General features: G+C 37.9%; 20 protein-coding genes. 14 read left to right on the plus strand and 6 right to left on the minus strand.

The features are described from left to right. Nucleotides 1-43: 43 nt before the first annotated feature. The 3 genes from ACMKPP_RS01680 to ACMKPP_RS01690 all read left to right on the plus strand — a co-directional run bounded on the left by ACMKPP_RS01680 (nt 44) and on the right by ACMKPP_RS01690 (nt 5,760). Nucleotides 44-1,024, plus strand: a complete 981-nt coding sequence (locus tag ACMKPP_RS01680) for a molybdopterin-binding protein (RefSeq protein ID WP_004698147.1) — start codon at nt 44-46, stop codon at nt 1,022-1,024. A 420-nt stretch (nt 1,025-1,444) separates the two neighbouring features. After that, nucleotides 1,445-3,943 (plus strand): S-layer homology domain-containing protein, encoded by a 2,499-nt coding sequence (locus ACMKPP_RS01685; RefSeq protein ID WP_155085872.1) that lies wholly within the window; start codon nt 1,445-1,447, stop codon nt 3,941-3,943. A 209-nt stretch (nt 3,944-4,152) separates the two neighbouring features. Then, a complete protein-coding gene (locus tag ACMKPP_RS01690) occupies nt 4,153-5,760 on the plus strand; it encodes an IS1182 family transposase (protein WP_418369215.1) in 1,608 nt (535 codons plus the stop codon). A gap of 304 nt (nt 5,761-6,064) precedes the next feature. Here the strand turns inward: ACMKPP_RS01690 and ACMKPP_RS01695 are convergent, their stop codons facing one another. The 3 genes from ACMKPP_RS01695 to ACMKPP_RS01705 form a co-directional block, all read right to left on the minus strand. Beyond that, complete coding sequence (locus tag ACMKPP_RS01695; RefSeq protein ID WP_004698256.1) at nt 6,065-6,295, minus strand: hypothetical protein; 231 nt, start codon at nt 6,293-6,295, stop codon at nt 6,065-6,067. 9 nt (nt 6,296-6,304) lie between these two features. Next, nucleotides 6,305-7,072, minus strand: coding sequence for a metallophosphoesterase (locus ACMKPP_RS01700; RefSeq protein WP_227037289.1), 768 nt, complete (start codon nt 7,070-7,072; stop codon nt 6,305-6,307). A gap of 76 nt (nt 7,073-7,148) precedes the next feature. Then, nucleotides 7,149-7,922, minus strand: a complete 774-nt coding sequence (locus ACMKPP_RS01705) for a DUF4931 domain-containing protein (protein ID WP_004694861.1) — start codon at nt 7,920-7,922, stop codon at nt 7,149-7,151. Between the two features lie 117 nt (nt 7,923-8,039). Here ACMKPP_RS01705 and ACMKPP_RS01710 point away from each other — a divergent pair, with 117 nt between their 5' ends. The 6 genes from ACMKPP_RS01710 (at nt 8,040) to ACMKPP_RS01735 (ending at nt 13,994) form a co-directional block, all read left to right on the plus strand. Then, a complete protein-coding gene (locus tag ACMKPP_RS01710; protein WP_118091251.1) occupies nt 8,040-8,561 on the plus strand; it encodes an 8-oxo-dGTP diphosphatase in 522 nt (173 codons plus the stop codon). 126 nt (nt 8,562-8,687) lie between these two features. Further along, nucleotides 8,688-9,785 (plus strand): A/G-specific adenine glycosylase, encoded by a 1,098-nt coding sequence (gene mutY, locus ACMKPP_RS01715; RefSeq protein ID WP_418369216.1) that lies wholly within the window; start codon nt 8,688-8,690, stop codon nt 9,783-9,785. Nucleotides 9,786-9,801: 16 nt separating this feature from the next. Continuing rightward, a complete protein-coding gene (locus ACMKPP_RS01720; RefSeq protein ID WP_418369217.1) occupies nt 9,802-10,983 on the plus strand; it encodes a metallophosphoesterase in 1,182 nt (393 codons plus the stop codon). A gap of 1,942 nt (nt 10,984-12,925) precedes the next feature. Further along, entirely contained in the window at nt 12,926-13,171 is a 246-nt protein-coding gene (locus tag ACMKPP_RS01725) for a hypothetical protein (protein WP_287528729.1), read from the plus strand. A 51-nt stretch (nt 13,172-13,222) separates the two neighbouring features. Next, nucleotides 13,223-13,567: a hypothetical protein gene (locus tag ACMKPP_RS01730; protein ID WP_287528728.1), complete on the plus strand. Its 345-nt coding sequence runs from the start codon at nt 13,223-13,225 to the stop codon at nt 13,565-13,567. An 85-nt stretch (nt 13,568-13,652) separates the two neighbouring features. Further along, the gene (locus tag ACMKPP_RS01735) at nt 13,653-13,994 is read left to right on the plus strand and encodes a hypothetical protein (protein ID WP_227065144.1); all 342 of its coding nucleotides are present in this window, start codon (nt 13,653-13,655) and stop codon (nt 13,992-13,994) included. A gap of 198 nt (nt 13,995-14,192) precedes the next feature. Here ACMKPP_RS01735 and ACMKPP_RS01740 read toward each other — a convergent pair whose 3' ends face one another. Further along, nucleotides 14,193-15,548, minus strand: a complete 1,356-nt coding sequence (locus tag ACMKPP_RS01740) for a class II fumarate hydratase (RefSeq protein WP_316066557.1) — start codon at nt 15,546-15,548, stop codon at nt 14,193-14,195. Between the two features lie 498 nt (nt 15,549-16,046). Here ACMKPP_RS01740 and ACMKPP_RS01745 point away from each other — a divergent pair, with 498 nt between their 5' ends. Both ACMKPP_RS01745 and ACMKPP_RS01750 read left to right on the plus strand, forming a co-directional pair. Next, on the plus strand, nt 16,047-18,125 hold the full coding sequence (locus tag ACMKPP_RS01745; RefSeq protein ID WP_008602227.1) for an OPT family oligopeptide transporter: 2,079 nt from the start codon (nt 16,047-16,049) through the stop codon (nt 18,123-18,125). Nucleotides 18,126-18,136: 11 nt separating this feature from the next. Next, nucleotides 18,137-18,982 carry a polysaccharide deacetylase family protein gene (locus ACMKPP_RS01750; protein WP_004698216.1) on the plus strand — a complete coding sequence of 282 codons (846 nt, stop codon included), beginning with the start codon at nt 18,137-18,139 and terminating at the stop codon, nt 18,980-18,982. Between the two features lie 93 nt (nt 18,983-19,075). Here ACMKPP_RS01750 and ACMKPP_RS01755 read toward each other — a convergent pair whose 3' ends face one another. Both ACMKPP_RS01755 and ACMKPP_RS01760 read right to left on the minus strand, forming a co-directional pair. After that, complete coding sequence (locus ACMKPP_RS01755) at nt 19,076-20,446, minus strand: S-layer homology domain-containing protein (RefSeq protein WP_418369218.1); 1,371 nt, start codon at nt 20,444-20,446, stop codon at nt 19,076-19,078. Nucleotides 20,447-20,629: 183 nt separating this feature from the next. Next, nucleotides 20,630-22,345, minus strand: a complete 1,716-nt coding sequence (locus ACMKPP_RS01760; RefSeq protein ID WP_287512131.1) for an S-layer homology domain-containing protein — start codon at nt 22,343-22,345, stop codon at nt 20,630-20,632. A gap of 523 nt (nt 22,346-22,868) precedes the next feature. On the opposite strand from ACMKPP_RS01760, the gene ACMKPP_RS01765 reads away from it, so the two are divergent. From ACMKPP_RS01765 to ACMKPP_RS01775, 3 genes are read left to right on the plus strand one after another with little or no spacing between them, the layout of a single operon-like run. Next, nucleotides 22,869-23,606 (plus strand): (Fe-S)-binding protein, encoded by a 738-nt coding sequence (locus ACMKPP_RS01765; RefSeq protein ID WP_004698263.1) that lies wholly within the window; start codon nt 22,869-22,871, stop codon nt 23,604-23,606. A 12-nt stretch (nt 23,607-23,618) separates the two neighbouring features. Next, nucleotides 23,619-25,064 carry a LutB/LldF family L-lactate oxidation iron-sulfur protein gene (locus ACMKPP_RS01770; RefSeq protein WP_004694882.1) on the plus strand — a complete coding sequence of 482 codons (1,446 nt, stop codon included), beginning with the start codon at nt 23,619-23,621 and terminating at the stop codon, nt 25,062-25,064. Then, nucleotides 25,064-25,792 carry a LutC/YkgG family protein gene (locus ACMKPP_RS01775; RefSeq protein WP_004698205.1) on the plus strand — a complete coding sequence of 243 codons (729 nt, stop codon included), beginning with the start codon at nt 25,064-25,066 and terminating at the stop codon, nt 25,790-25,792. Before ACMKPP_RS01770 ends, ACMKPP_RS01775 begins: the two co-directional genes overlap by 1 nt. Nucleotides 25,793-25,820: the final 28 nt, after the last annotated feature.

Consider the following 25,820-nt stretch of genomic DNA (forward strand, 5'->3'; position numbering starts at 1 on the left):
TTATACAGTAACGTATTTTGTTATTAATGACTTGGGAGATATTATGAAATCTATTAGAACACAAGATGCCGTAGGGCAAATATTATTACACGATCTCGTAAGAATCGTCATAGGTGAGGTGAAAGACACGCCCTTCCGCCGTGGTCATGTTATCACAGAAGAGGATATTCCAAAATTGTTAGACCTTGGTAAGGAACATATCTTTGTGATGGAACCGGAAGATGAAGGTTTCTTGCACGAAGAGGATGTAGCTCGTGCTTTGTACCATATGGCAGGCGGCGAAAACATGCACGATGGCCCTATGGCGCAAGGTAAAATTGAAGCCATTGCAGATGTAGATGGTCTTTTCAAGGTCGATGTGGAACGTTTACACGCTATCAACAGCATTGGCGAACTGACTATTGTAACGAGATTTAATAACACACCTGTGAAAGCTGGTGATAAACTAGCAGGTATGCGTTGTATTCCATTATTGTTAGAAGAACAACAAGTAGAAGATGCAAAAAAAATTGCTGATGGTAAGCCTTTGTTACATGTAAAGCCGTTCGTGCGCAAAACAATGGGGATTGTTACGACTGGTTCTGAAGTATTTGAAGGTCGTATTAAAGATGCTTTCACACCAATCATTGAAGAACGTTGTGCTGAATTTGGTGTTACAAAGGTAGCTCACGAAATTGTAACGGATAATACAGACGATATCGTGGCGGCTATCGACAAGGTGAAAGCAGCAGGCGCAGATATCATTTTCTGCACTGGCGGTATGAGCGTTGACCCAGATGATCTCACTCCAGGAGCGATTAAACGCTATGCAGATCGCGTAGTTACTTATGGATTACCTGTGTTACCAGGGTCCATGGTTTGCATTGCTTACTGTGCAGATGGCACACCAATTCTTGGTGTACCAGGTGGTGTATTGTTCAGCAAACCGACTGCTTTTGATGAAATTGTGCCACGCCTCATCGCAGATGATGAAATCACCAAAGAAGATTGTATAGCTATGGGTCATGGAGGATTCTTGGGCTAATAGGCTAGTATAATAAGATTAGCTAGAATAACCAATATAGCTATTTTAAGTAATATAGCTAAAGCAAATAATATAACTAGAATAATTAGTATAGCTAGTATAATGAATATAGTTAATATAGCCAATATAAGGAGATAAGATAAATCTTATCTCCTTATATTGTTATTATGCTATTAATTTATAGTATGATGAATTTGATAGAATTTTTATTTATCGATAAAATTGATAATTTTATCTATTTTGTTAAAAAATTCGTTTACTTCATTTAATATTTAAAGTACAATAATAGTTAAGGATAATGATAATACATTATTTAATAGTGGACATATTTTATGCTGAGTTTTGTTGAATATATATTATAAATGATAATATATTATCCGTTGTATTTATAATTTTAGATGTAGGGAGGAATAGTAAACGATGAAAAGCAAACAAGTTGCATTATCATTGGCAATACTACTTGCGTTAGGCACGGGAACTGTATTACATGTAGAAGCACAAGGAAATCCGACAGAGTATTCACGTCACTTTGGTGATGAAAACACGGTTACCAGTGACCATAGTTTAGCAGTAGGTTTCAGAAATACGGTATCCGGTTCATATTCAACTGCTGTAGGACAGTCTTCTACCGCATCTGGTGAGACTTCACTAGCTATCGGACGAAGTGCACAGGCAACTGCTAATAATACCAATGCTATTGGTCGGAGTGCACGAGCAGAAGGTGAAAATGCTACTGCAATAGGCCATGGATCAGTTTCTTCAGGGCGTAATTCAAATGCCTTTGGTTCATCCGCTAAAGCATCTGCTGAAGCTTCTACAGCGGTTGGCAATAGTACAAAGGCTAGTGGTATTTCAAGTACCGCTACTGGATTTAATGCTGAGGCATCTGGTAATTTCTCTTCAGCATATGGTAATGATGCTAGAGCAAAGGGAAATCGTTCAGTAGCCGTTGGATATAATGCAAAAGCTGAAGAGAGTGCAACTGCTGTAGGTAATAATGCTAATGCTGGTGCTGCAAATGCTGTTGCACTAGGTTCAGGTAATACGATTACTGCACGTGGTGGAGTTGGAATTGGTAGCAGTAATTCTGTTTCTGGCATTGATTCTGGTGCTTTTGGGGTTAGTAATAACGTAGCACAAGCAAATACATATGTACTGGGTAGTAATGTGACGTCGACACAAGGAAATAGTGTTCTCTTAGGCAATGCATCTACCGATAGAGCTGCCACAACAGAAACACAAGCTAATATAAATGGTATTAACTATTCCGGCTTTGCCGGGGTAGGGTCAGCTCGTAACGGCGTTACGAGTGTTGGTGCATCTGGTAAAGAACGTCAGGTGATTAATGTAGCATCTGGGAAAGTATCTTCTGATAGCACGGATGCTATAAATGGTAGTCAATTATATGCAGTAGCAAATACAGTGGGCGGAATTCTTAATAATCACAATACATTAATTCAAAATAATATTAATGAAATCGATAAAAATAAAGAAAAAATTGCCGACAATGAACGAAAATTAAAAGATCATACAGATGTCTTACAAAAACATGAAGATATTTTAAATGGACATAGTCAAGAATTAGAAAAACATAATAAATTAATTGTAAATCATGATAATCAAATTACTCGTTTAACTAAAGAAAATCTTCGTCAAGATGCTGATTTACTTCGTCATGAAGATCAAATTCAAAATCATGACATTCAATTAAAAAATCAAACTGAACGTATGAATAATCAAGAAAAACGTATTGACAATCAAGATAAGCGTTTAGATTATTTAGATAATCGTGTTGATAATCATGATGCTCGAATTGAAAATCATAGTGAGCGTATCGAAAGTCATGAACGTCGTATTGAATATAATAAGACTTTAGCCACAGAAGCATTAAAAGAAGCTAAAAAACATACTAGTATTTCTGCAGGTAATAATGTAACTGTAACTACAAGCACAAATGCTGCTGGTGGTACTGATTACAAAGTATCTGTAGATAAAGTTAAATTTGGTAATGTTTCTTTGGACAATAAAGGTCTAAATAATGGTGGCAATAAAATCACTAATGTAGCCGATGGTGAAGTATCCGCTACATCTAAAGATGCCGTTAACGGTAGCCAATTGTATCAAGCTACTAGCGGTATTAGTAATGGTGTGAACCTATTAAATAGCAAAATAGGAAAAGTTGGTGCTGGTGCGGCTGCATTAGCGGCTATTCATCCATTGGATTTTGATCCTGATGATAAATGGAATTTTGCGGCTGGTTACGGTAACTATGCCGGTGAAAATGCGATGGCATTAGGTGCTTTCTACAGACCAAATGAAGACACTATGTTCAGCGTAGCTGGATCCATGGGTAACGGTGAAAACATGGTCAATGCCGGCGTTTCTTTGAAATTAGGTCAAAAAAATGGTGTATCTACTTCTAGAGTAGCTTTGGCTAAAGAGGTTCAGGACTTAAAGGCCATTGTAAAAGCCCAAAATGTAGAGATTCAACAAATGAAGGCATCCATGGGAATGGCACCTCAGTATGACAAGAAAGATGTGAACTTCCCTGATGTACCGGCTAATCATTGGGCTTATGAATATGTAAAAGACTTGGCTGATAAAGGTCTTGTTGAAGGTTATCCTGATGGCGAATTTAAAGGCGATCGTACGATGACTCGTTATGAGTATGCTGCGATCATTTACCGTGCTTTACAATTGGGTGCTCCAATTGATGGTAAAATGGGGCGTGCGATTAACGAATTTAATCCTGAATTGGCTCGTCTTCGTGACTTGGATCGCATTCGTGTGGATCGAATCTCTGGTAAAGACAATGATCGTCATAAGGTAGAACGACTTCGTGTAAACAATAAAGACAATAAGCAAACTAATGATTACAGAGATGTTTATGGTAGTCATATCGAGCGTAATGCGAAGTAATTACTTGTCATGAATTAACCTTTTAAACTAAAAGGAAGACAACAAAATAGTTCTTGTATAAACTAAAGAAAAAACAAGGGGCTGTAACAAAACAGCCCCTTAACCTAAACAAGCTATTAGTTGATTTTAGATGATCAACTAATAGCTTGTTTCTGTATTTCTAAGCAAAAAAGGCCCCGAAGGGCCCTTTTCGTTGGTATAATTAAATTATGAACAAAAACCATACCAATAAACCTAATTATACCAAACTAGTAATGCCTCGCCAACTAGTTTTACCATTGGATTATGGCATTTTGATAAAAGAAACAGCGCCTGTGCGGTTACTTGATGCTGTATTGGAGGAATTAGACTATAAAGAGTTACAGCATTTGTATTCTCCTAAAGGGAGAAAATCTAAAGTGCCACCGCATATTCTGTTCAAAATTTTTGTCTATGCTATGTCCAACGGCGTGTATTCTACACGTATGATACAACAACAATGCGAAGAAAATATTAATTATATGTGGCTTCTTCAAGGCTATTCAGTCCCAAGTCATATGACATTCCAACGATTTTTTGCTCGTTGTACGCTAGATATCTTAATGAATCTGTTTTCACAGTTGATGAAAGCTATTAACAGACATGATACCTTAACATTTAATGAAGTCTTTATTGATGGAACTAAACTAGAGGCTAATGCCAACAAGTACACATTTGTCTGGAGAAAAACAGTGCAAAAAAGACTAGATACATTACCCTCTAAATTAGCTATATTAAAGAAAGACATCTGGAATGAATTAGGGTTAGATACCCATTGTATGAATGATGAATATATATATACCTTCCTAGCTAAAGAAATTGAAGTACAACATATGGAGCTCGTACAAGGAAAAGGTAAGCATAAAACACCATTACAACGATTGTATGAGCGAGCAGAAGCTTTATATGAGAAGCGCAAAGAATACGAACAGCAGTTGTATATTATGGGTGAACGCAACAGTTATTCTAAAACAGATCATGATGCGACGTTTATGCGTATGAAGGAAGACCATATGCGTAATGGACAGCTTAAACCTGCCTACAATGTACAATTAGCTGTTCATTCTGAATATATTATGGGCATTGGTGTATTTTCTAAATCCAACGATACGAATACCTTAATTCCATTTATACAGCAATTAGAAGAGATCCATAGGCACCGATTCACATATGTGGTAGCTGATGCTGGTTATGATAGCCATGAGAACTTAACTTGGTTAAAGAACAACCATTACCTATCTTGTATAAAGCCCCAATATTACGAAAAAGCGAAAACTAGAACTTGGACCAAGGATATTAGCAAAGCTCGTAATATGGAGTATATACCTGAAGAAGATGCATTTACATGTGCAAAAGGACGTAAATTAAAATATGCCTTCACGCGTAAGGCGGAAAACAAAACAGGATTTGTATCTGAGCGAAAGGTATATATTTGTGAGTCTTGTAACCGATGCGGATACAAAAAGGAATGCCAACGGTATGTAAAACGAACGACAGAAAATCCAGTAAAAAGAATTGAGATTACACCTGCGTATGATGCCGTACTGGCAGAGAACCAAGATAGATTACTCAGTGGTACAGGCATTCAATTACGAATGAACCGTTCCATTCAAGTAGAAGGCGCATTTGGTGTGTTAAAACAAGATCTTGGATTTAGACGATTGTTACACCGTGGTAGTGGAAACGTGCATAAGATGTTATATCTATTGTCCATGGGATTCAATCTAGCAAAATTACATAACAGAATACAAGCGGGTCGAGTTAATACAACATTATTTACTGCAAAACAAACTGCTTAAACCAAGAAATTTTTAAATAGGCCTAGCGGCCTATTTAAGTGCGCCTAAAAACAAGAAACACCAAGAAAACATAAGATTGTACAAATCTAATTTTCTTGGTGTTTCTTATATTTTAAAGGGACTGCAACTAGAATGCGGTAAAACCGCATTCTGTTACAGCCCCTTCATCTAGCGGATAGTTGAGTTAATAACAATCTGCACTTTCAGAAATTAGAAATTATGATCCTTTTCTGGAGTGCAGATTATAGTCAACTATCCGCTATTTTATTGTTTTGTTCAATTAATTACATTATTGATGGCGTTATTAAAATGATTTTTTACCTAGTGTAGGGTGGCTACAACGTTTTAGTGTTAGGGTATCAATCATATGGACTGCTTCGTCCAATGTAATATCTTCGCGCTTCGTTGGTGTTTCTAGGACTGCTAACGGATGCTCCGTGCCTACCTCACCAGAAGGCAAGTAAATATATTCTTGGTTAACATTGTCACCAAAGATATAGCCAGCTTGTAAATGTTCTTTATGAATGCGACTCATGGTCTCTCCTTAAATAATTTGCTTTAGCTTAAAATCTAGATAGTCTGCAGATACCAACTCTAGTTTTGTCGTACTAAATTCCTTTGGAATCCGGTTAAAAGAAATTTGATCGTGTAAGTGACCAAAAATGCAGATATCTACGTTATATTGCTCCATGAGATCCGTAAAGCCCGAAGGTGCGTTGGACTCGTTGAATGGAGGGTAGTGTAGCAACAATAACTTTGTTACAGGAATATTTTCTATATCTATACTTAAATCAGATGTTGATGATAAATAGGCCGTTGCCTTATCCATTTCCTGTAGTGCTGCTTCGGTACGCATCACTTCTCTATCGTAAATGGATTGGTCCGTTTCTGGGGAGAAGTGGGAGTCTCCAGGACAGAGGTAGGCACGTGTTCCACCAAATGCAATAAGGCGCGGACCTTCTTCGGTTTGGATGACTTCTGCGGTGCCGTGACCTTGTATAAAGGTAATAGCGTCACCCATGAGATTATGCATCTTGTTTGCTGATGCCCACCAATAATCATGGTTGCCACGAATCATATATTTTTTACCAGGTAAAGATGCAATTTCTTGTAAATCGCAGGCAGCTTCATCGAGACGGAGCGCCCAGCTCATGTCACCTACAAGAAAGACGATGTCTTCGTTGGTTACATTGGTATTCCAATGCTCTTTGATGCGGGCCCAGTGATCATTCCAGTGAGGGCCAAAAATATCCATCGGCTTTGTTGGAGGATTGCCAGATAGATGGAGGTCGCCGATGGCAAATACTTTCATAAAAATCCTTTCAAATATGTATGGTTAAACCATATATAAAATTATATATCAAATTATGTACGGTATATGGTTAGAGCTATTTAGTAGCTTGAAAATAAGGCGTAATATCGTGCTTGATTTTAGCAGCTCGTCCCTCATCACAAGTTTGAGGAATTTTGTAGCCTACATAGAGGGGCGTCGTTACATAACGCGCCACTACCTTGATGTAATCATAGCCGTCCTCAAGATTATATACAAAGTAATTATAGGACTGGCTAAAGTTTGCTACACTATGCAATACATAGCGCAGAATTTGCTGTAGTCGAAGGGCTACAGCACGAACCGGCGCATCTGGTTTGAAGCGAATATTGTACTCAAAGAACCCAATAATCGGATGGGTAGACAAGGTGATGCGTACATCTTGATCCTCGTGCAAGAGCCAACCCTCCATATTTTGGGCCGTAATATCTTTGTGATAATCGTAATTCTCAAGGCCTATAATCTGGCTGTGTGGATGGCGAATAGAACCGCCGGACATATAGCCGTAATTCTTGAAGAACAGTACGGATTTAAACTCTTTACGCTGACGAGTTTCGCGCCACTTATCGAGGCCAAACTGGAGAATGTGGGCTGCTTCGTCTGTAGGTAAGGTAGAAAACTCGCCTTCGTCAGTTTCCGTTTCAATAATAACGGTAGGCCAAGTTTTTTCTAAGACTGGATATTTGTTCATGAGCCATATAATATGACCTGATGTATCTAGGATATCCGTTAATTTGGAACGATCGCAGAAGGGACAACGCACTTGTTCATTGCGAATATTGACGGGCTTTGTGCGCCCTAATTCGATATTAAATCTAAGTGGTTTGTTCATCTAGTGCCTCCTTCCTTGCAAGAAAATCTATATTCTTAATCATACCACAACTAAGGCATTCGTACATAAAATAATGGTATAATAATAGAGTGTTATTTTTATGATTAAGGAGGTCCCATGAAACCGACGACGCTAGTATTTCCCATTGATGAACAAAATCGTATACTGCTAGGTCGTAAAAAACGTGGTTTTGGGGCCGATAAATATAATGGTTTCGGCGGTAAACTGGATGATGGTGAAAGTTTCAGAGCGTGTGCCATTCGCGAACTATTTGAGGAATCTGGCCTTCAAGGACGTGTCGAAGACTTAGAATGTGTAGCGGCTTTTGATTTTCAATTTCCTTTTGATGAAAGCTTAACGCACGTGAGTTATGTGTATTTCTTGCGTGCTTTCACAGGCGATGTAGAGGAAACAGACGAAATGGAGCCTCATTGGCTAGAACCAAATCAAATTCCTTATGAACATATGTGGGATGGTGACCGCAGATGGTTGCCGATGTTGTTAGAAGGTAAGAAATTAAAAGGACCTATCGTGTTTGGACGAGATAATAATATGGTGGATAAGATGGATTTGACCACTGTTGATACCGTTCTTGAAAGCGAACACTTGGCGCGCATCGATCTGTATATTAATGGATGATGAATGTACGATTTGTTACAATTTAACGTTAAAATCGTTATCTGGTGGGGATTGGAGTATAAAATAGGGATTATGTAGCCGTGAAAGTGGTACTAGACTCCTAAATTTATAATATATTGAGGTAATATGACTGATAAAAAGAACCCAAAGTGGGTGCCACAGCTATTGGTGTGGTATGATGTGCATAAACGGGAGTTGCCGTGGCGCGATTGTGGGGACCCTTATAAGATTTGGGTTTCCGAGGTGATGAGCCAGCAGACGCGCATTGAGGCTATGAAGCCCTATTATGACAACTGGATGCGTCTATTCCCAACTTTGGAGGATTTGGCAAAGGCCTCCGAAGATGAGGTAGTTCACGCATGGCAAGGGCTTGGCTATTATAGTCGTGCTCGTAACTTGCGTCTTGGCGTAAAGGACGTCGTTGAAAATTACGGCGGTATCGTGCCTCATGACCGTAAGACCATGGAGTCCTTGAAGGGCGTAGGTTCTTATACGGCAGGGGCTGTGCTATCCATGGCGTACAATGAACCAGAGGTGGCTGTAGATGGCAATGTACTGCGCATATATGCTCGGTTATATCGCATCTTTGATGATATTTTGAGTACTAAAGGTAAAAAGGCTATTACGGCTATCGTAGAGGAGACTTTGCCTCACGATCGACCTGGCGACTTTAACCAAGCCTTGATGGACTTTGGCTCTGCCGTATGTATTCCAAAGACACCCCGTTGTGGCGAATGTCCTATTGTAAATATGTGCGAAGCATACCAACATAAGGATACAGATAAACTGCCTGTGCGCATCAAGAAAACAAAGGTAGTAGAGGTGCCTTTATTTGTGGGGATCTTGCAGTATAAAGGCTATTATTTATTGCATAAACGGCCGAACCGTGGACTTTTACGATCCATGTGGGAATTCCCATCTGTGGAAATGGTATCTGCCTTTGAGGATGGAGAACGAGGCCTTGAGGAATTAGTTCAGGCCCTTGGATTTGATCTATCTTTGCAACCAGTACTTGTGAAAGAAATAACACATGTTTTCTCTCACCGAAAGTGGTTTATGAAAGCATTCCACGGTGATTTAACGTACACAGGGGACGCTAATAATATATCGATTGCGGATATCCGGGCTCAATTGCCAAAGGATTGGATGCTCATCAAGCGCGATGAGTTCTCCGACTATGCTTGGGCGGGACCTCATGGTAAATTGACGGAAATCGCAAAATAATTTGTAGGAGTAATGAATGAGAATTCTATTTAATATTACTTTTTCTGCCATCCTCCTAATAGGGTTGGTAGGATTTTGGACTCTATTCCTCAACTTGTGGAAGCCTAAAAAGAAATGGCCTGCCTGGGTGGGCTATATAATCATTATCGGTGCGTGGTTCGCGGCTATCCGATACTATATACTCAATCAAGTGGATTTATATGGTACGATGTACTATCCTTTGATGAATATGTTCCGTACTGAAAGCTATGGATTCCTCTTTGGCGTATTTCTAGCGATTCCTGTATTTATCATACTTAGTCTATTATATTGGACAATCAATAAGATTTGGAGCAAAACACCAGAGGAAAATAGAACAGGTCGTCGTGCTTTTTTTAGAACTGCTGCAACTATAGTGCCGTTGGCTACTATCGGTGGCTCTAGCTATGCTGCCTTTGCGGGTCAACAAGAGGTAGTGGTAACTCATGAAAGCTTTGGCTACACGAACCTACCACCTGGGTTGAAAAACTATAAAATTGTACAACTTAGTGATATTCATATAGGACCGAGTATCGACTTAGATGACTTTGATGAAATCCTGAAATTAGCGCTTTTACAGAAGCCTAATCGCGTTGTTATCACTGGTGACCTCATTGATAAGCTTGCATGGTTGCCGCAAGTCTGTGAAAGACTAACAACCTTTGCAAAACAAATCCCAGATGGCGTTGACTTTATCTTGGGAAATCACGAGTATCATCACGATGTAAATAAGGTACTGGATTCACTTAAACGAAATACACCTATGAATATTCTCGTGAATAGTAATATTCAAATCATGGGTGGTAAACAACCTGTATATATTGCGGGCGTTGCGTACGATAACGATCGTAAAAAGGATAACCGAGAAGCGATGATTAATAAAGCTTTGTCTGGCATTCCGGACTATGCCTTTGTTATCCTATTGGCGCATCACCCTGAATTCTTCGAAGAATCTATTGAACGTAAAATTCCATTGACTCTATCTGGTCATACACACGGAGGTCAAATCGTATTCATGGGCATGCCCTTAGTACCAACGGGCACACCATATACAAAAGGTCGCTACGTAGAAGAACAAAGCGTGTGCTACGTTAATAATGGTACAGGACACTGGTTCCCAATTCGTATCAACTGCCCACGAGAAATTACAGTCATTACATTCTTTGACGGAGTAGCTTAGAAGTAAAGGTGAGTTCCTTAGAACAAAAGATGAGCTTACTATAGGGATACAATCATGTATAATACATCCTTTATCCATAAAATCCTTATATGTATTATTGTGCTTATGCTATTTGATATCTCTCTAATTTACGATATGACAGCGGATATATAAGGGATATCTTAAAATAGCAATACTAGTGGCAATTGGATGCCATTTAGATTTATACCTGGAACTCAGCAAACAAGAGGTACTAATGGTACAAGCATTCGAGAATGATACATTTAATGAGACTTATGAATTGCTAAATACTAAACACATGGTTTTTATCATATCCTTTGTCGTATTAATGACTATAAACCTTATAAAATATTAGAAACCCATAAGGTACAAATTAAAAGAGGTATTGTATATGAAAATACAATACCTCTTTTATTTATATGAACTTATATGATAGTTGTGATATATTAGAGTTAAAAATTTGATTGTATTGATTAAAGAAGAGAGTGTATTAAAAATGATTCCGTTGTCTATTTATAAAATTTGTCTACCTGTAGGCCTTTTTGCTTATTATGTATTCAGGTTGTTTAGAATTTATATTTTAAAAAGTAATATGGAGTTGAAATTCCCAACTCTATACGGTCTTTCCTTAGGTTTAGGGATTCCGGTCAGTCTCTTTCTTATAGTACAGACATTTTTTATTTCCGATTTAGTTGATTACCTTAGTTTACTCTATGTAAATATGGGGACCTTAGTAATTGTTGAAACTATTGCAACATTTAAACTTAAATCCTCAAAAAGCTATTCTAATGCAAAGATTTTTCGGTATTATTTATATTTTATAACAGCTATATTATTGTGGATGATATTTAATTGAATGATTGACTAGACTGAAACACTCGATATTGTAGATCTATTTTATAGGTGTAGATTAATGTATAGTAAATTTTTTATCTACAAAGTTATTATATGTACCATTCTAATTCTTCTTATGGACATAGATAGCTCTTATCTGCTCAATAATAACTGGTGGATACGAAGGAAATTTAAAAGCAACAATACTAGCGATGATAGTATTCTATATAATTTTATATATACTCAGTCGTAAACAAGTAAAGCTATTAATACAAGCATTTAAGCAAAATGGATTTAAAGAGATTAATAATCTATTCAATATGAAATATGTTTTTCTAATCGTATTATTTATGGTATTAATAGCTATAAAACTTATGAGGTATTAGAGATAAGGTTTTTAGTTGTGTTGTGAAAATATAGTTTTTATGGTTGGAGTGAGTATATGTTTTTAAAAATTTATAATTATTTTGTGCGAGGCTTAGTACTTTTTTTACTTATATGTATTCCATATAGTCTTGTTACAAATCCAGAGTTGGTTGAAGATGAAGTTGACTTTTATTTCTTTGTTATCGCATATGTATTAATACTTTTATTTTATGTGGTATGGAACTATATTTATAATTATTTAAGACATAAAAGGGGTTAGCGTTTGTGCATATTCATTTACCATTAGTTTTTGTAGGAATGTTTTACTCCGTAATTGCTCTCTATTGGATCATATATAAAATACTCTTAAGAAAAAAGCTTTCACCATTACTAGTATCTTTAATTGCTAATTCTAATTATGGTTTTATGAAAGTTGTCTCTTGGGCGACAATTATTACATACCCCTTCATGCTATTTAGCATGTTTTATTTCTTAGATTACATAGCCGTACCTATTGTTATGGCTTGGTTCTTGCTTCCTGTTTTAGTTGCAGCTATATTATTAAAATAGCCACCTCGTAGTCGCTATTATGAATGGGCTAGAAAAAAACAGATATATGTAGTTCTTTTTGTTTTTACATACCTAATGGCTGCTTTAATTTTGCTGAAAGTGAATAAGATCGTATAGAATTTGAATTGTATAAGCAGAGTGGAAGCCTGCTTTAATAATAAAGGTATTGAACATGAATAGGTTAAAAGAGATAAGAGGCTATTTAGACTCAAATGAAGAAATTGAATTTACATATAAAGGAATGGAGTGTTTTGTAACTCCAAATAATGACTATTGGGAATTTTGGATTAACGATGAATGTATTATTAGAGAACCAGATTTAGACGTCTTTTTACTGATACCATGCTTAGAAGGATACACAATAAGTGATATTTTTGCTAATGAATTATATGATAAAAAATCATTGTTTATTTTCTGAGTTTTGAATAGATAGAGCTAAATATAATTTGAAAAAGGATACAGACAAATAATGTTTAAGGATTTAATTTTAATAATATGTAGTATATTTTTTGCATATAAGTTAATTACTCATAAAGGTAAGCTTACTTTAGCTAGGATTTCTACATTAGGCGGGCTTGTAGTTGAGGGTGTAATAGTAGCATTACTTCATGAATCTGTCTCGGGATTTGTATTACTTTTTCTAACAATAGTTTGTATGGGAATTTCTTTGGTTGGAATGTTCTTTATGCTTAAGAATGATGAGTTTGAAAGTGATAAAGTAGAGCAATATCAGTTTAATTTTAAAATAGGCGTATATAGTTGGTTATTTCTGATAGCTTTATATATTTTTTTATATGTTTTAACCTATTATTAGATAGTATTCTTAAGGTTGTTAAAGGTAGATTTATTAACCAAGTGTAATATTATGTGCATAATCTAAAAAAGGATATAGTTTAGTGATGTATCAAGATTTGATTATAATATCTGGTATTATATACTTCATATATAAACTTATTACTCATGAAGGGGAGCTCACTTTAGCTAGAATTGTCGCAATGTTAGGTATGGCTATATGGCTTGGATTAGGTTTACTTCATGAAGTAGTTTCGATATTTGTATTATTCTTTTTGTCTTTAATTGTTATGGGGATTTCTTTGATAGGAATGTATTTTATACCTAGCAGTGAGAATTATGATGAGACTAAAGCTCAAAAGTATCAAAAACTATATAAGGGAGCTTTATACTCTTGGCTATTTATGGTAGCTTTATACATTTTTCTATATGTTTTAACCTACTATTAGATAGTATTTGTCATCGATAATAGTAGATCTATTAACTAAGTTTAATGCTAATATCAGGTGCATAAACTTCAAAAGGACGCTATAGTCTAATCTTCAGTGGTTTATACTGAGTGATTTAGAACTATAGCGTCCTTTTATATTCCGTTCATTTGAGGTATGAGAGGATGTTACAGATATGTCATAGAGATGAGAGAGATTTTATTTCATGCGAACTGCTTCAGCAAATTCGTCTTCTGTCATGAGTTTTTCTTCCAAGATGATTTCTTTAATAGAGCAACCGCGTTTGTACGCTTCTTTTACCACCTTAGCACTCTTATCGTAGCCGATGTATGGTGTTAAGGATGTAGCAATCATGAGGGATTGTTCTACAAAGAAGTTGAGTTTTTCAGGTACGAATTCTACACCGTCGATACAGTGTGTTGTGAACGAATTCATAGCATCTGCAAGGAGGCGACAGCTTTCAACAAAGTCATAGATCATGATAGGCATGTACACGTTCAATTGGAATGCACCGCTACCTGCACAGAGTGTCATAGTCGTATTATGGCCGAATACTTGGGCGCATACCATGGTCAAGGCTTCACATTGTGTAGGATTTACCTTGCCTGGCATGATGGAGGAGCCCGGTTCGTTTTCAGGAAGATGCCATTCGCCATAGCCACAGCGAGGGCCAGAGCCTAAGAAACGAACATCATTAGCGATTTTGAATAGTGTAGTAGCTAACGTATTGAGTGCCCCGTGAGCCATCATGAACGCATCTTTGAGGGCAAGTCCTTGGAATTTGTTGTTCTTCACGCGGAATGGAGCGCCTGTTACCTCTGGTAATACAGTTTCCATAACATCTAGATAGCCTTTAGGCGTGTTCACACCTGTACCAACCGCAGTACCGCCGAGGGCTACGTCGAGGAGGTGGTCAGCATTTTGAAGAAGCATAGTTTTGGCAGTTTTTAGGCCCTCCACAAAGGCGCTAATTTCTTGATCTACCATGATAAAAGTAGCATCTTGTAGGTGGGTACGACCAACTTTTTGCAAGCCTTTCCCTTTTTTTTGCAATTTCTCAAAGGATTCGATAAGGCCATCCAATGCAGGAATTACGCGTTTTGTAATTTCAAAGTACGCACAGATATGCATTGCCGTAGGAAATGTATCGTTTGTACTTTGACCGCGGTTTACATCGTCGTTAGGATGAAGCGGATTGCTTTCATCTAACTGTTTAGCCCGGTGAGCGATTACCTCGTTCACATTCATGTTAGTTTGTGTGCCAGAACCTGTTTGGAATACAGTTAATGGGAATTCTTCATCCCATTTGCCGTCTACAATCTCATCTACTACTTGAGCGATGAGTTTCGCTTTTTCCTCAGTTACTGCGCCACACTTTGCATTGGTTAAAGCACATGCTTTTTTTACAAGCGCAAGCGCCTTAATTTGTTCAATAGGGATGCGGTGGTCACCGATCTTAAAATTATTGAACGAGCGTTGCGTTTGAGGTCCGTAAATTCGTCTAGCGTCGACTTCGACTGGTCCCATTGAATCGTATTCAATTCTTGTTTCCATAATGTTTACAACCTCCTTAAAAGACATGCCGACTCTATTGTCGGTACTTTAATTATATAAAATCCTGTATATTTGTACAGAATAAAAGAGAATGATTTCTATTTTCATATAATTGATAGGTGTATATGCATAATGCGCATATACACCTATCTCCTCCTTACAATATATATGTGATGATTTATATTTAATTTGTATATATGTTTTATATAATGCTGACTTGAGAGGGAGAAGACGATAGCCAAAAAATGACTTAGCGGCCCCACGGAGCAAAGTAGGTGGCTTTGGAGGCTTTTGGAGGGCTACCAAGCCTAATAAAGTGTTTAGGGTACAGAATAGACCTTTTAAGATATCTGTTGGAGGAAGCTAAATTTATAATCTTTTATATGTATACATTATAAATATCGCATATATATTGAAATCATCGCTTTAACACGATAAAATGAAAGTAGCTTAGTATATTGTTTTAAGTTTATGATTTCACAGAGGAGGTAAGTACTTATGAAACATGACTTTACGAGCCATGACCTTCATCTGCCGGAACTGACGTTACGTGGGATGCTACTTGGTGCATTGATTACTGTTATTTTTACAGCATCTAACGTATATCTCGGTTTGAAGGTAGGTTTGACGTTCTCGTCATCCATTCCGGCTGCTATTATTTCAATGGCAATTTTACGGTTCTTCAAGGATTCTAATGTTCTTGAAAATAACATGGTACAAACGCAGGCTTCTGCCGCTGGTACATTGTCCGCTATTATCTTTATCTTGCCAGGTTTACTCATGCTTGGGTATTGGAATGGTTTTCCATTCTGGCAAACGTTTTTGCTCTGCGCATGTGGTGGTTCTCTAGGTGTGTTATTCACCATTCCATTGCGTCGTGCCATGGTAGTGAATAGTGATCTACCATATCCTGAAGGCCGTGCAGCAGCAGAAATTTTAAAGGTTGGCTCTCACAATGGTGAACAAGGCCCTCAATCTAGCTCCGGTATGACAGACATTGTGTCCGGTGGCTTTGTAGCTGGCCTTATTAGCCTTTGTGCAAATGGTTTCAAAGTGCTTGGCGATAGCATGAGCTTCTGGATTCCTGTAGGTGGCAAAGGGATTACTCAAATTCCTTTGGGCTTCTCTACAGCGTTGTTAGGTGCTGGTTATCTTATTGGTATCGCTTCTGGTATCGCTATCCTCGTTGGTGTACTCATCGCGTGGGCTGGCTTCGTACCTTACTTCACTAATATGTTTGCTCCAGATGGCGGTGCTACTGCCAAGTTTGCAATGGCTGTTTGGAAATCTAAAGTTCGTTTTATCGGTGCTGGTGCTATCGGTATTGCTGCGATTTGGACTTTGATTACCTTAATCAAACCTATCATCGAAGGTATGAAAATTTCTGTTAAATCCATGAATAGCAGCTCCGCAGAACGTGAATTGCATCGCATGGATACAGATATGAGTACAAAATCCGTTTTAGGTGTATTCATACTTATTCTTATTGGCTTAGTATTTACATTCTGGGATTTCGTATCTGTCGTACCTATTAGTGCAGGTTTAATGTGGACACTCGTTGTAGTAGGTATCGTAGTAGCTTTATTGATTGGCTTCTTCGTAGCTGCAGCATGTGGCTATATGGCAGGCCTTATCGGTACATCTGCTTCTCCAATTTCTGGTATCGGTATTTTAGCGACTATTATTTCTTCCTTAGTTGTATACTTTATCGCAGCGGAAAATAATTTATTTGCTACACAAGAAGGTGTTCAGTTCGCTACTGCTATGGCTATCTTTATGACATCCGTAGTTATTGCGATTGCATCTATTTCTAATGATAATTTACAAGATTTGAAAACTGGCCAACTCGTTGGTGCTACACCTTGGCGTCAACAAATTGCCTTGTTACTTGGTTCTGTAGCCGGTGCCATTGCAATTGCTCCAGTTCTTAACTTGCTTTATCAAGCATACGGTTTCACAGGTGCGTTACCACGTGCTGAAATGGATCCAAACGCTGCATTATCTGCTCCTCAAGCGACTTTGATGACTACCATTGCACAAGGTATCTTCAACTCTAGCATGGATTGGGACTATATCTTAATCGGTGTTGGCGTTGGTGTTGTGGCGATTATCGTCAACTTGATTCTCAAGAGCACAACTGCAACCTTAACATTGCCTCCGTTGGCTGTTGGTATGGGTATTTATTTACCACCTACTTTAGAAGTACCGCTTATTATTGGTTCTTTCATCAGCTACTTCGTAGGTCGTTATCTTGTAGCTCGTGCTAAAATGCGTGCCGGTGAGCTTGCTGACTACGATGTAGAGCAATCCAATCGCCGTGGTGTTCTCTTTGCTTCTGGTCTGATCGTTGGTGAAAGCTTGATTGGTGTAATCATAGCTGTTATTATTGTATTGTCTGTTACAACTGGTGGTGGGGAAGCTCCACTTGAATTAGTAGGTCCTGAATTTGAAAGCACAGCACAATGGTTAGGATTGCTTGCATTCATATTCGCTGGTCTCTATCTTGTTCGCCGTGTTGTTACACACAAGTTCAATAAAGAAGAAGCTCTTGCTATGAAAGCTGAGCAAGAACAATAAGAGGTTAAACAATGAAATTAAAACAGTCTGTACTCATCATTATGGCTGCTGCATTGCCAGTAGTCTCCTTCGCAGCAAGCGAAGTAATACCTGTAACGCAAGATACTGTAAATGTACAAGCAAATCAAACAAATGCGAAACGTGTAAATCGTAATGATTTAACATATCGTATTTCTAGTACTGCTACACCTGAGCAGAATCGTGCGTTGCGCTCTAAAGCGTCTAAAGTAGATCGTAATGCAGTTGAAGTGGTAGCTCCAAATGCGGACCGTTATATGGATCGCAAAGAGGTTGCTGTATCACCTGTGGAATCTACTACAGATCATTTGGATTTAGTATTCCCAGAGGTTAAATCTGTTAGCCCTGCGGTAGAAAAAGCAATCAATACGACCATCAAAAAGTATGTTTCTAAAATACAAAATGATGTAGAAAAGTTAAATGCTAAAGAATCTGATAAAACAAATGTAGTTATGTACTATGATGTTAAAACAGATAAAAACGGTATTTTCAGCGTATTGATTCACACATATACTATGCGTGATCATGATGCCAATGGTGTAAACTATGTAAAAGGTTTCACATTTAACACTACAACAGGTCGCCAATTATCCTTGTACGATCTTGGTGGTCTTAATAAAAAAGAGTTGGTAAATGCGATTAATAATAATCAAGATGTGAAAGATAAATTAGGTGGCGATGTAAATATCGATAAAATGCCTACTGAATTCTACACAACAGATGATTATTCCGTTGTAATGATTTTGCAACAAGATGTGGATTCAATCCATAGCGCAGGTACGGTATATGTACCAGTTGGTATCTTGCGTGACCGCGAAAATGATGTAACAAAAAAATAATCGAACTGTGTAAATTCGATTATGTGTGTATAGTAACAGCTGTTTAATTGTGAAAAGAACCGCTCCTAAGGGGGCGGTTCTTTTTTGTCTATGTTATTGTTTGTCGTTATAATAGTTTACGCGCGGTGGTAATGGGAATTGAATGTTTCCGTCTGACTTTGTAAGCGGCTCCGGTGGTAATTGTAAGAATACATTATCATGGAATTTCTTTTTAAATGCTTTCAACGTCGATTTTTGAATAGAATCAACGGTAATGAGAAGGGCACTCGTATCAGTATTTGGGGAGATGGAAAGGATCTTTCCTTGAGGTTCTTTTTGTTGGTAAAGGGCGATGGCATCGGATTGATACTCTTCTAGTTGAGCCTGATTTAATTTACCTTTTGATACGACTACAGTTCTATCTAGCTGTGGATCATGTGCCTCTGTAATTGCGTTGGAGACGAGGTCAGTTTTCTTTTGATCTGTTAAAGATGCATGTAATTGGCCTGCCTCCCAGAATAGGGCCCCGTCTTGACGGAATTTGGTGAAATCATTGCCATAGCCTAATGCTTTGTCGATGATATTAGCTGTTTTGTTTTCTACTTGTTGCTTGAACAATGTATTGTGGAAGGCAAGTGCTTGTTCTGTTTGTGTCATGCGGTACGCAATTTCCGCTGCTTCTGCACGAGTTACATATTTTTCAGGGTTAAACAATGTACCTGGAGCGTAGTTTGTGAACCCAAGATAGGCAAGCTCGCGAACGGCATCTTGTGCCCAAGGAGCCACAAATTTTTGGTCTCCATAGGCTATATTATCAAGAACTGTTGGGTCTTCAGTGGTATATCCTAAGTAATGGATATAGTTATCTGCTACTACCGCAAACTCTTGGCGGGACATATATTTTTCTGGTTTATATGTGTCATCGCCATATCCGCTGATGATATTCTTGCGCGCTACAGATTCAATAGCAAGAGCAGACCAACGGTCAGATGTAATATCTTTAAATTTACTTGATAAAAAGGCGTCCGTACCATCATCCGTGATATTGTTGAAGAGAGCTGCTACTTCTTCACGTGTCATAGGTTGGTTAGGTCGGAATGTACCATCGGAATACCCCTTCATTAGGTTTGCTTTTGTTACAGTGCTAATCGAGTTAGCTGCCCAAAAATCACTAGGCACATCTGTAAAGATGTGGGCGCGGATTTTTTGAATATCTTGAGGTGTACCGATAGAGGTGTTTACAATTGCAGGTGATGCGGTATTAGTAGATTTAACGTTAGCAGCTTCTGTTTTAGTAGTCTCTATCTTCGTAGCATCTGTTTTAGCCATTGGTGCTTTAGTTGTTTCCATTTTAGTGGCTTCAACAGTGGTTGCAGGAGTATGAGTTGTAGTGGTTGTGTTTGCAGAAGCAAAACCAAGGCCTGTTGTAGTCAATAATGTGCCGAGTACGAGGGCACGTAATGCGTGAGGGGTATTCTTGTACATAAAAATCCTTCCTAATCATGGTAAAGGCTAGCGCTTGATAGCCGTAGAATATAAACTTTCACCAGCATAAAAAGTTATATCCGTCGCATCATAGTCAATTAGTTGGCATGCATAGTGATATACAACAAAGCAGCGTAGTACTGTCGAGTATACGCTGCCTTGGCTGGTTAAGTGTAACGCCGATTAGCGTTTTACTGTCATTTTTACTTTGGAACCGAATAATTTAGAGATTCCTTGTTGTGTTTCTTTAGATGCTGTAGATACAACTGCGTAAAGTTGGTTATTTTCTACATCAGGGAATGTAGCTAGAATTGTACCTGCTTTTTCATTTTTGTTGTAGTAGTTGCGGAAGTTTGTATCGATTGCATCGTATTCAGCTTGGCTGTATTGGGAGGATTCAACTACAACATAGTTATTTATAGTAGAATCACCACGGTTTGCAAGGTTAGCTTTTACTGTGGAAATATCGCTGTCTGTTTTTAAAGCTACGTGTAATTGATTGTCACGCCAGTACATTACGCCATAATTTTGGAATGCATCTTCTGTTTTATAAGTTTTATTTAATTCAGAAAATACTTTGTCTTCTAATGCAGCTTGTTGTTTTTGATCAAGTGCTTTTAGTGTGCTGCGACGAACAGGGCGAACGGTGCGAGTAGGTTCAGCTTTTTCAGCTACTGCAGCATCTTTATTGCCTTTTACGTCTTTTTCAACTTTTTTTGCATCAGATTTTACAGCTTTATCAGCTTTAGCTACATCTTTTTTAGCGTCTTTACTTACTTTAGATGTATCTTTCTCTAATGCTGTATCAGCTTTTTTGGCATCTTCTTTTACAGCTGTTTCAGCTTTAGCTTCAGTAGTAGTGTGTTTTGGTGTTGCAAGGCCAGCACCATTAAGCATACGATTTAAGATTGTTGCAGCTTGTGCTCTTGTTACAGGTTGTTTAGGGTTAAAGTTTTCTGTTGCCCCAGATGCTACGATGCCTCGTTGTGCCATGTATTGGATATCTGCCAAGTAGGCAGAGGAGATACTAGCTTCGTCCTTGAATGTTACTTTTTCTGCTTTTACAGGTGTAGAAAGATTCAATTTTTTAGCTAGACTAGCAGCAGATGCAACGAATTGTTCGCGGTCCATAGTTTTGCTAGGTGTGAAAGCTGTTTTAGATGTGCCTTCCATTACGCCTGCAGCACTAACTAATTTGATAGCAGAGCTAGACCAACGATCTGCTTCCACGTCAGAGTAGGAGGTAGAGGATTCTTTTGTTGCAATCTCTGCTAATTCTTGTTCGTTTAAGTTGTGTTGTAGTACTTTGCCATAAATAGCAGCTGCTTGTTCACGAGTAATTTGTGCACTAGGTTTGAATGTATTATCAGCATAACCAGAAAGGTAACCAGCTTGTGTCATTGCTTGGATAGCATCGCGAGCCCAGTTATCTTTTGTGTCAGGGTATACACCAGTAGGTAAGTTTTCTTTAGTTTTTACAACTTTTTTACCTTCTACCTTTGCAGCATCTTCTTTTACATCATTTTTTACGGAAGTATCAATGCGTTTAACGTCATTTTTTACAGAAGTATCAACGCGTTTAGCATCGTTTTTTACGGATGTATCAGCGCGTTTAGCAGCGTTTTTAGCGGATGCATCAGCATGTTTTGCATCACGTTTTACAACTGTGCTACCGTGTTTAGCATCATTTTTGACGGAGGTATCAATACGTTTAGCATCGTTTTTAACAGATGTATCAACACGGTGTTCATCCGCTTTAGCAGATACCTCAGCTCTAGTAGCCACATTAGATACTTCAGATTTTATATGAGTCGCAGTTGTTTCAGCGTGAGCCATGCTGAATGTAGAACCAAGGGCCAATGTAATTGCTAAAGACAAAGATAATTTATTTAGTTTCATGAAAAGGGCTCCTTTCAAACTATACTTATATAAAATAAATTATAACACTTTTTAAATTTATACACTACTATAAGAAAATGTAATCTATAAGGATAAAACTTACATGAATTTGAAAATTTGAGTACCATTATATAAATATAGAATGAAATATAGATAAAAGTTGATTTTCTAGTAGTTAAAAATGCAAAATGATAAACATTCGCAAAATCTAGATTTTATAGGGCTTTTACAAGAAAAAATGATAAATGAAATAATAGATGTGATAAAATTCAATGTTTGTTATTACAAAAAGTCATAACGATATAAGAAATAAAAGGGTACATACGAATATAGCAATTCTTTGGACAATATCTACATGATTAATTTATAATTATAGCGATGAGCTTTTGAATATTTATTTGAAAGCATAAGTAATGTTCAGGGCAGAAATTTAGTCGAAAAATTCACTACTAAAAATTGCCATAACACATACATATCAAAATTTTTTATTAGGTTAAGTACTAGAAAAGACGAGGAAGATAATATGAAAATTCATCTTTTCCAACAGTGTTTGATTGACATGTTCTACCCTCATGTAGGTATGGCTGGTGTAGAAGTACTTGAAAGATTAGGTTGTGAGCTTGTAGTACCTAAGAAACAAGTATGCTGTGGACAAATGTTCACTAACTCCGGTTATAATGACGCGGCTATGGACGCAATTAAGAATACAATCGAATGCTTTGAGAACGCTGAATATGTAGTCAGCATGTCCGGTTCTTGCGCTTTTGCAATCCGCGATGAATATCATCATTTCTTAAAAGATCAACCAGAGTGGTTGGCGCGCGCAGAAAGATTGAGTGGTAAAATTTACGAATTCACTCAATTTATTACTGACGTATTAGGTGTTGAAGATGTAGGGGCTCGTTTTAACGAATCTGTTACATACCATACATCTTGCCACGTAACTCGTTTGATGGGCATTAAAGAGCCTCCTTTCAAACTCCTTAAAAACGTTAAAGATATCAACTTGATTGAATTACCACGTGCAGATCGTTGCTGTGGTTTCGGCGGTACTTTCTCAGTTAAAAACCCTGAAATCAGTGAAGTTATGACACGCGAAAAAGCATTGGAAATTGCTGGCACAGGTGCCAACGTTATCTCCGGTTCTGACCAAGCGTGCTTAATGAACATCGCTGGTATGCTTGATCGTCTTCATAAAGAAGGCGAAATTGATCGCCGTATCAAAGTTATGCATATTGCTGAAATCTTAAACTGCCGTTAAGGAGGAGACGACATGGCACTTATATATGACAATCGCCCCTATAAAACACGTATAAAAGAATGTTTGGCTGACGATTTCAAAGTTGCAGCTATTAAAAAAGCACAAGACGTGTTTTATGATAAACGTAATACAGTAGTTGCGGATGTTCCTGAATGGTTAGATTTCCGCGCTGAAGCGGCTAAAATTCGCGATCACGTACTTAACAACTTGGATTACTATGTAAGTCAATTTGCTGACAATGCTGAAAAAGCTGGTTCTAAAGTTCACTTTGCGTTCGATGACAAAGAAGCGACTCAAATTGCATTAGATATCCTTCGCCAACGCGAAGCAAAAATGATCGTTAAATCCAAAACTATCTTAACTGAAGAAATTGGTTTGAACGAAGTATTAGAAGAAGCTGGTATTGAAGTTAACGAAACTGACTTGGCTGAATTTATTTTGCAAACTGCAGTAAGTCCTCCATCTCACATCGTAGTACCAGGTCTTCATTTTGAACGTAACAAAATCCGTGAAATTTTTGCTGAAAAATTAGGTTATACAGGAACTGAAAACCCTACGGAAATGACTCACTTTGTACGTGGTTATGTACGTGAGCGCTTCTTAAAAGCTGATGTAGGTGTTAATGGTTGTAACTTTGCAGTTGCTGAATCTGGTACATGTACAATCGTTTCCAACGAAGGTAACGGTCGTATGGCTAGTTCTATTCCTAAGACTCAATTAATTTTCTTAGGTACAGAACGTATTGTTCCTGATTTCAAAGCTCTTGATGTTATGATGGAAATGTTGAACCGTTCTGCAGTAGGTTCTAAGATTTCTAACTACTTCTCCATGATGACTGGTCCTGCGCGTCCTGGTGAAGCTGATGGTCCTGAAGAAACTCATATCATCATTATTGATAACGGCCGTTCTGGCATCTTGGGTGGTACATTCCAAGAAATGCTACGTTGTATCCGTTGTGGTGCATGTATGAATATCTGTCCTGTATACCGTCACGTTTCCGGTCATGGATATGGTTCTGTATATCCAGGTCCGATGGGTGCTGTATTGACTCCATTATTCAAAGGTTACGATGTAGCCGGCGATCTTCCATATGCTTCTACATTATGCGGTGCATGTACAGAAAACTGTCCAGTAGCTATTCCATTGCATGAATTGTTGATGGAGCACCGTCATATCATGGCTGATATTGAAAAGACTCGTCCAAAAGCAGAAGAAGCTATCTTCACAGCAGCTGCTAAGATGTTCGGTAATGCAACATTATTTGATCTTGGCACAAAAGCTGGTGCTATCGGTATGAACTTAATTAGTAATAAAGAAGGTAACATGCCTGAATGGACTCAAGCTATTCCAGTTATGAACGGTTGGACTAAGTCTAAAGAGTTGGGTTCCTTGAAATTCAAGAAATTCCGTGATTTATATGCTGAACATGAAAAGAACAAGAAGAAGGAGAAAAAATAATGGATGTAGCTAAACGTAATCAATTTATTGCACGTTTATCTCGTGCATTAGGCCGTGATCAAGAAATGTGCCCTGCTTTTGTAGAAGGCTTTGATTATAGCCATGGTCCTCAAGAAACTATGTTCCAAGATTTGAGTCGGGATCAAATTTTGACAATGTTTAAGGAACAATGTCAACGTGTTGGTACAAAATTCGTTGAAACTACACCTGACAAACTAGGTGAAACAATTTTTGCAGCTATCGAAGACTGGGGAAACGGTAAAATTGTATTCCCAAGCTCTCCTGAAGTAGAAGAATATAAATTAAAAGAATTGTTCGAACAAGATGCAGCTAATAATGGTGGCACTCGTACATACTTCCAATGGGATCCAGCTAAAGGTCGTGAAGAATGTATTTCTAATACTGCTAATGCTGATATTGGTATTACATTCCCATACTGCGGTATTGCGGAGACTGCTACTGTAGTACAAGCTTCTGGTGAGGACTCTGGCCGTGCGATTAGCTTGTTGCCTACAACACATATTGCTGTGTTGTATACTGATACAATCAACCCTCGCATGACACAAACAATGGAACATTTGGCTGAACGGTATCACAACGATCCAGCTAAGTTCCCTACAAATATCTGCTTGATTTCTGGTCCGTCCCGTACGGCAGATATCGAATTGGTAACTGTAGATGGTGCTCATGGTCCTATCCAAGTAACTTATATCTTAGTTAACAGATAATATAATAGCTAGATTTACTAAAGGCGAT

The sequence above is a fragment of the Veillonella parvula genome, from assembly GCF_048309325.1.
Taxonomy (GTDB): Bacteria; Bacillota; Negativicutes; order Veillonellales; family Veillonellaceae; genus Veillonella; species Veillonella parvula_T.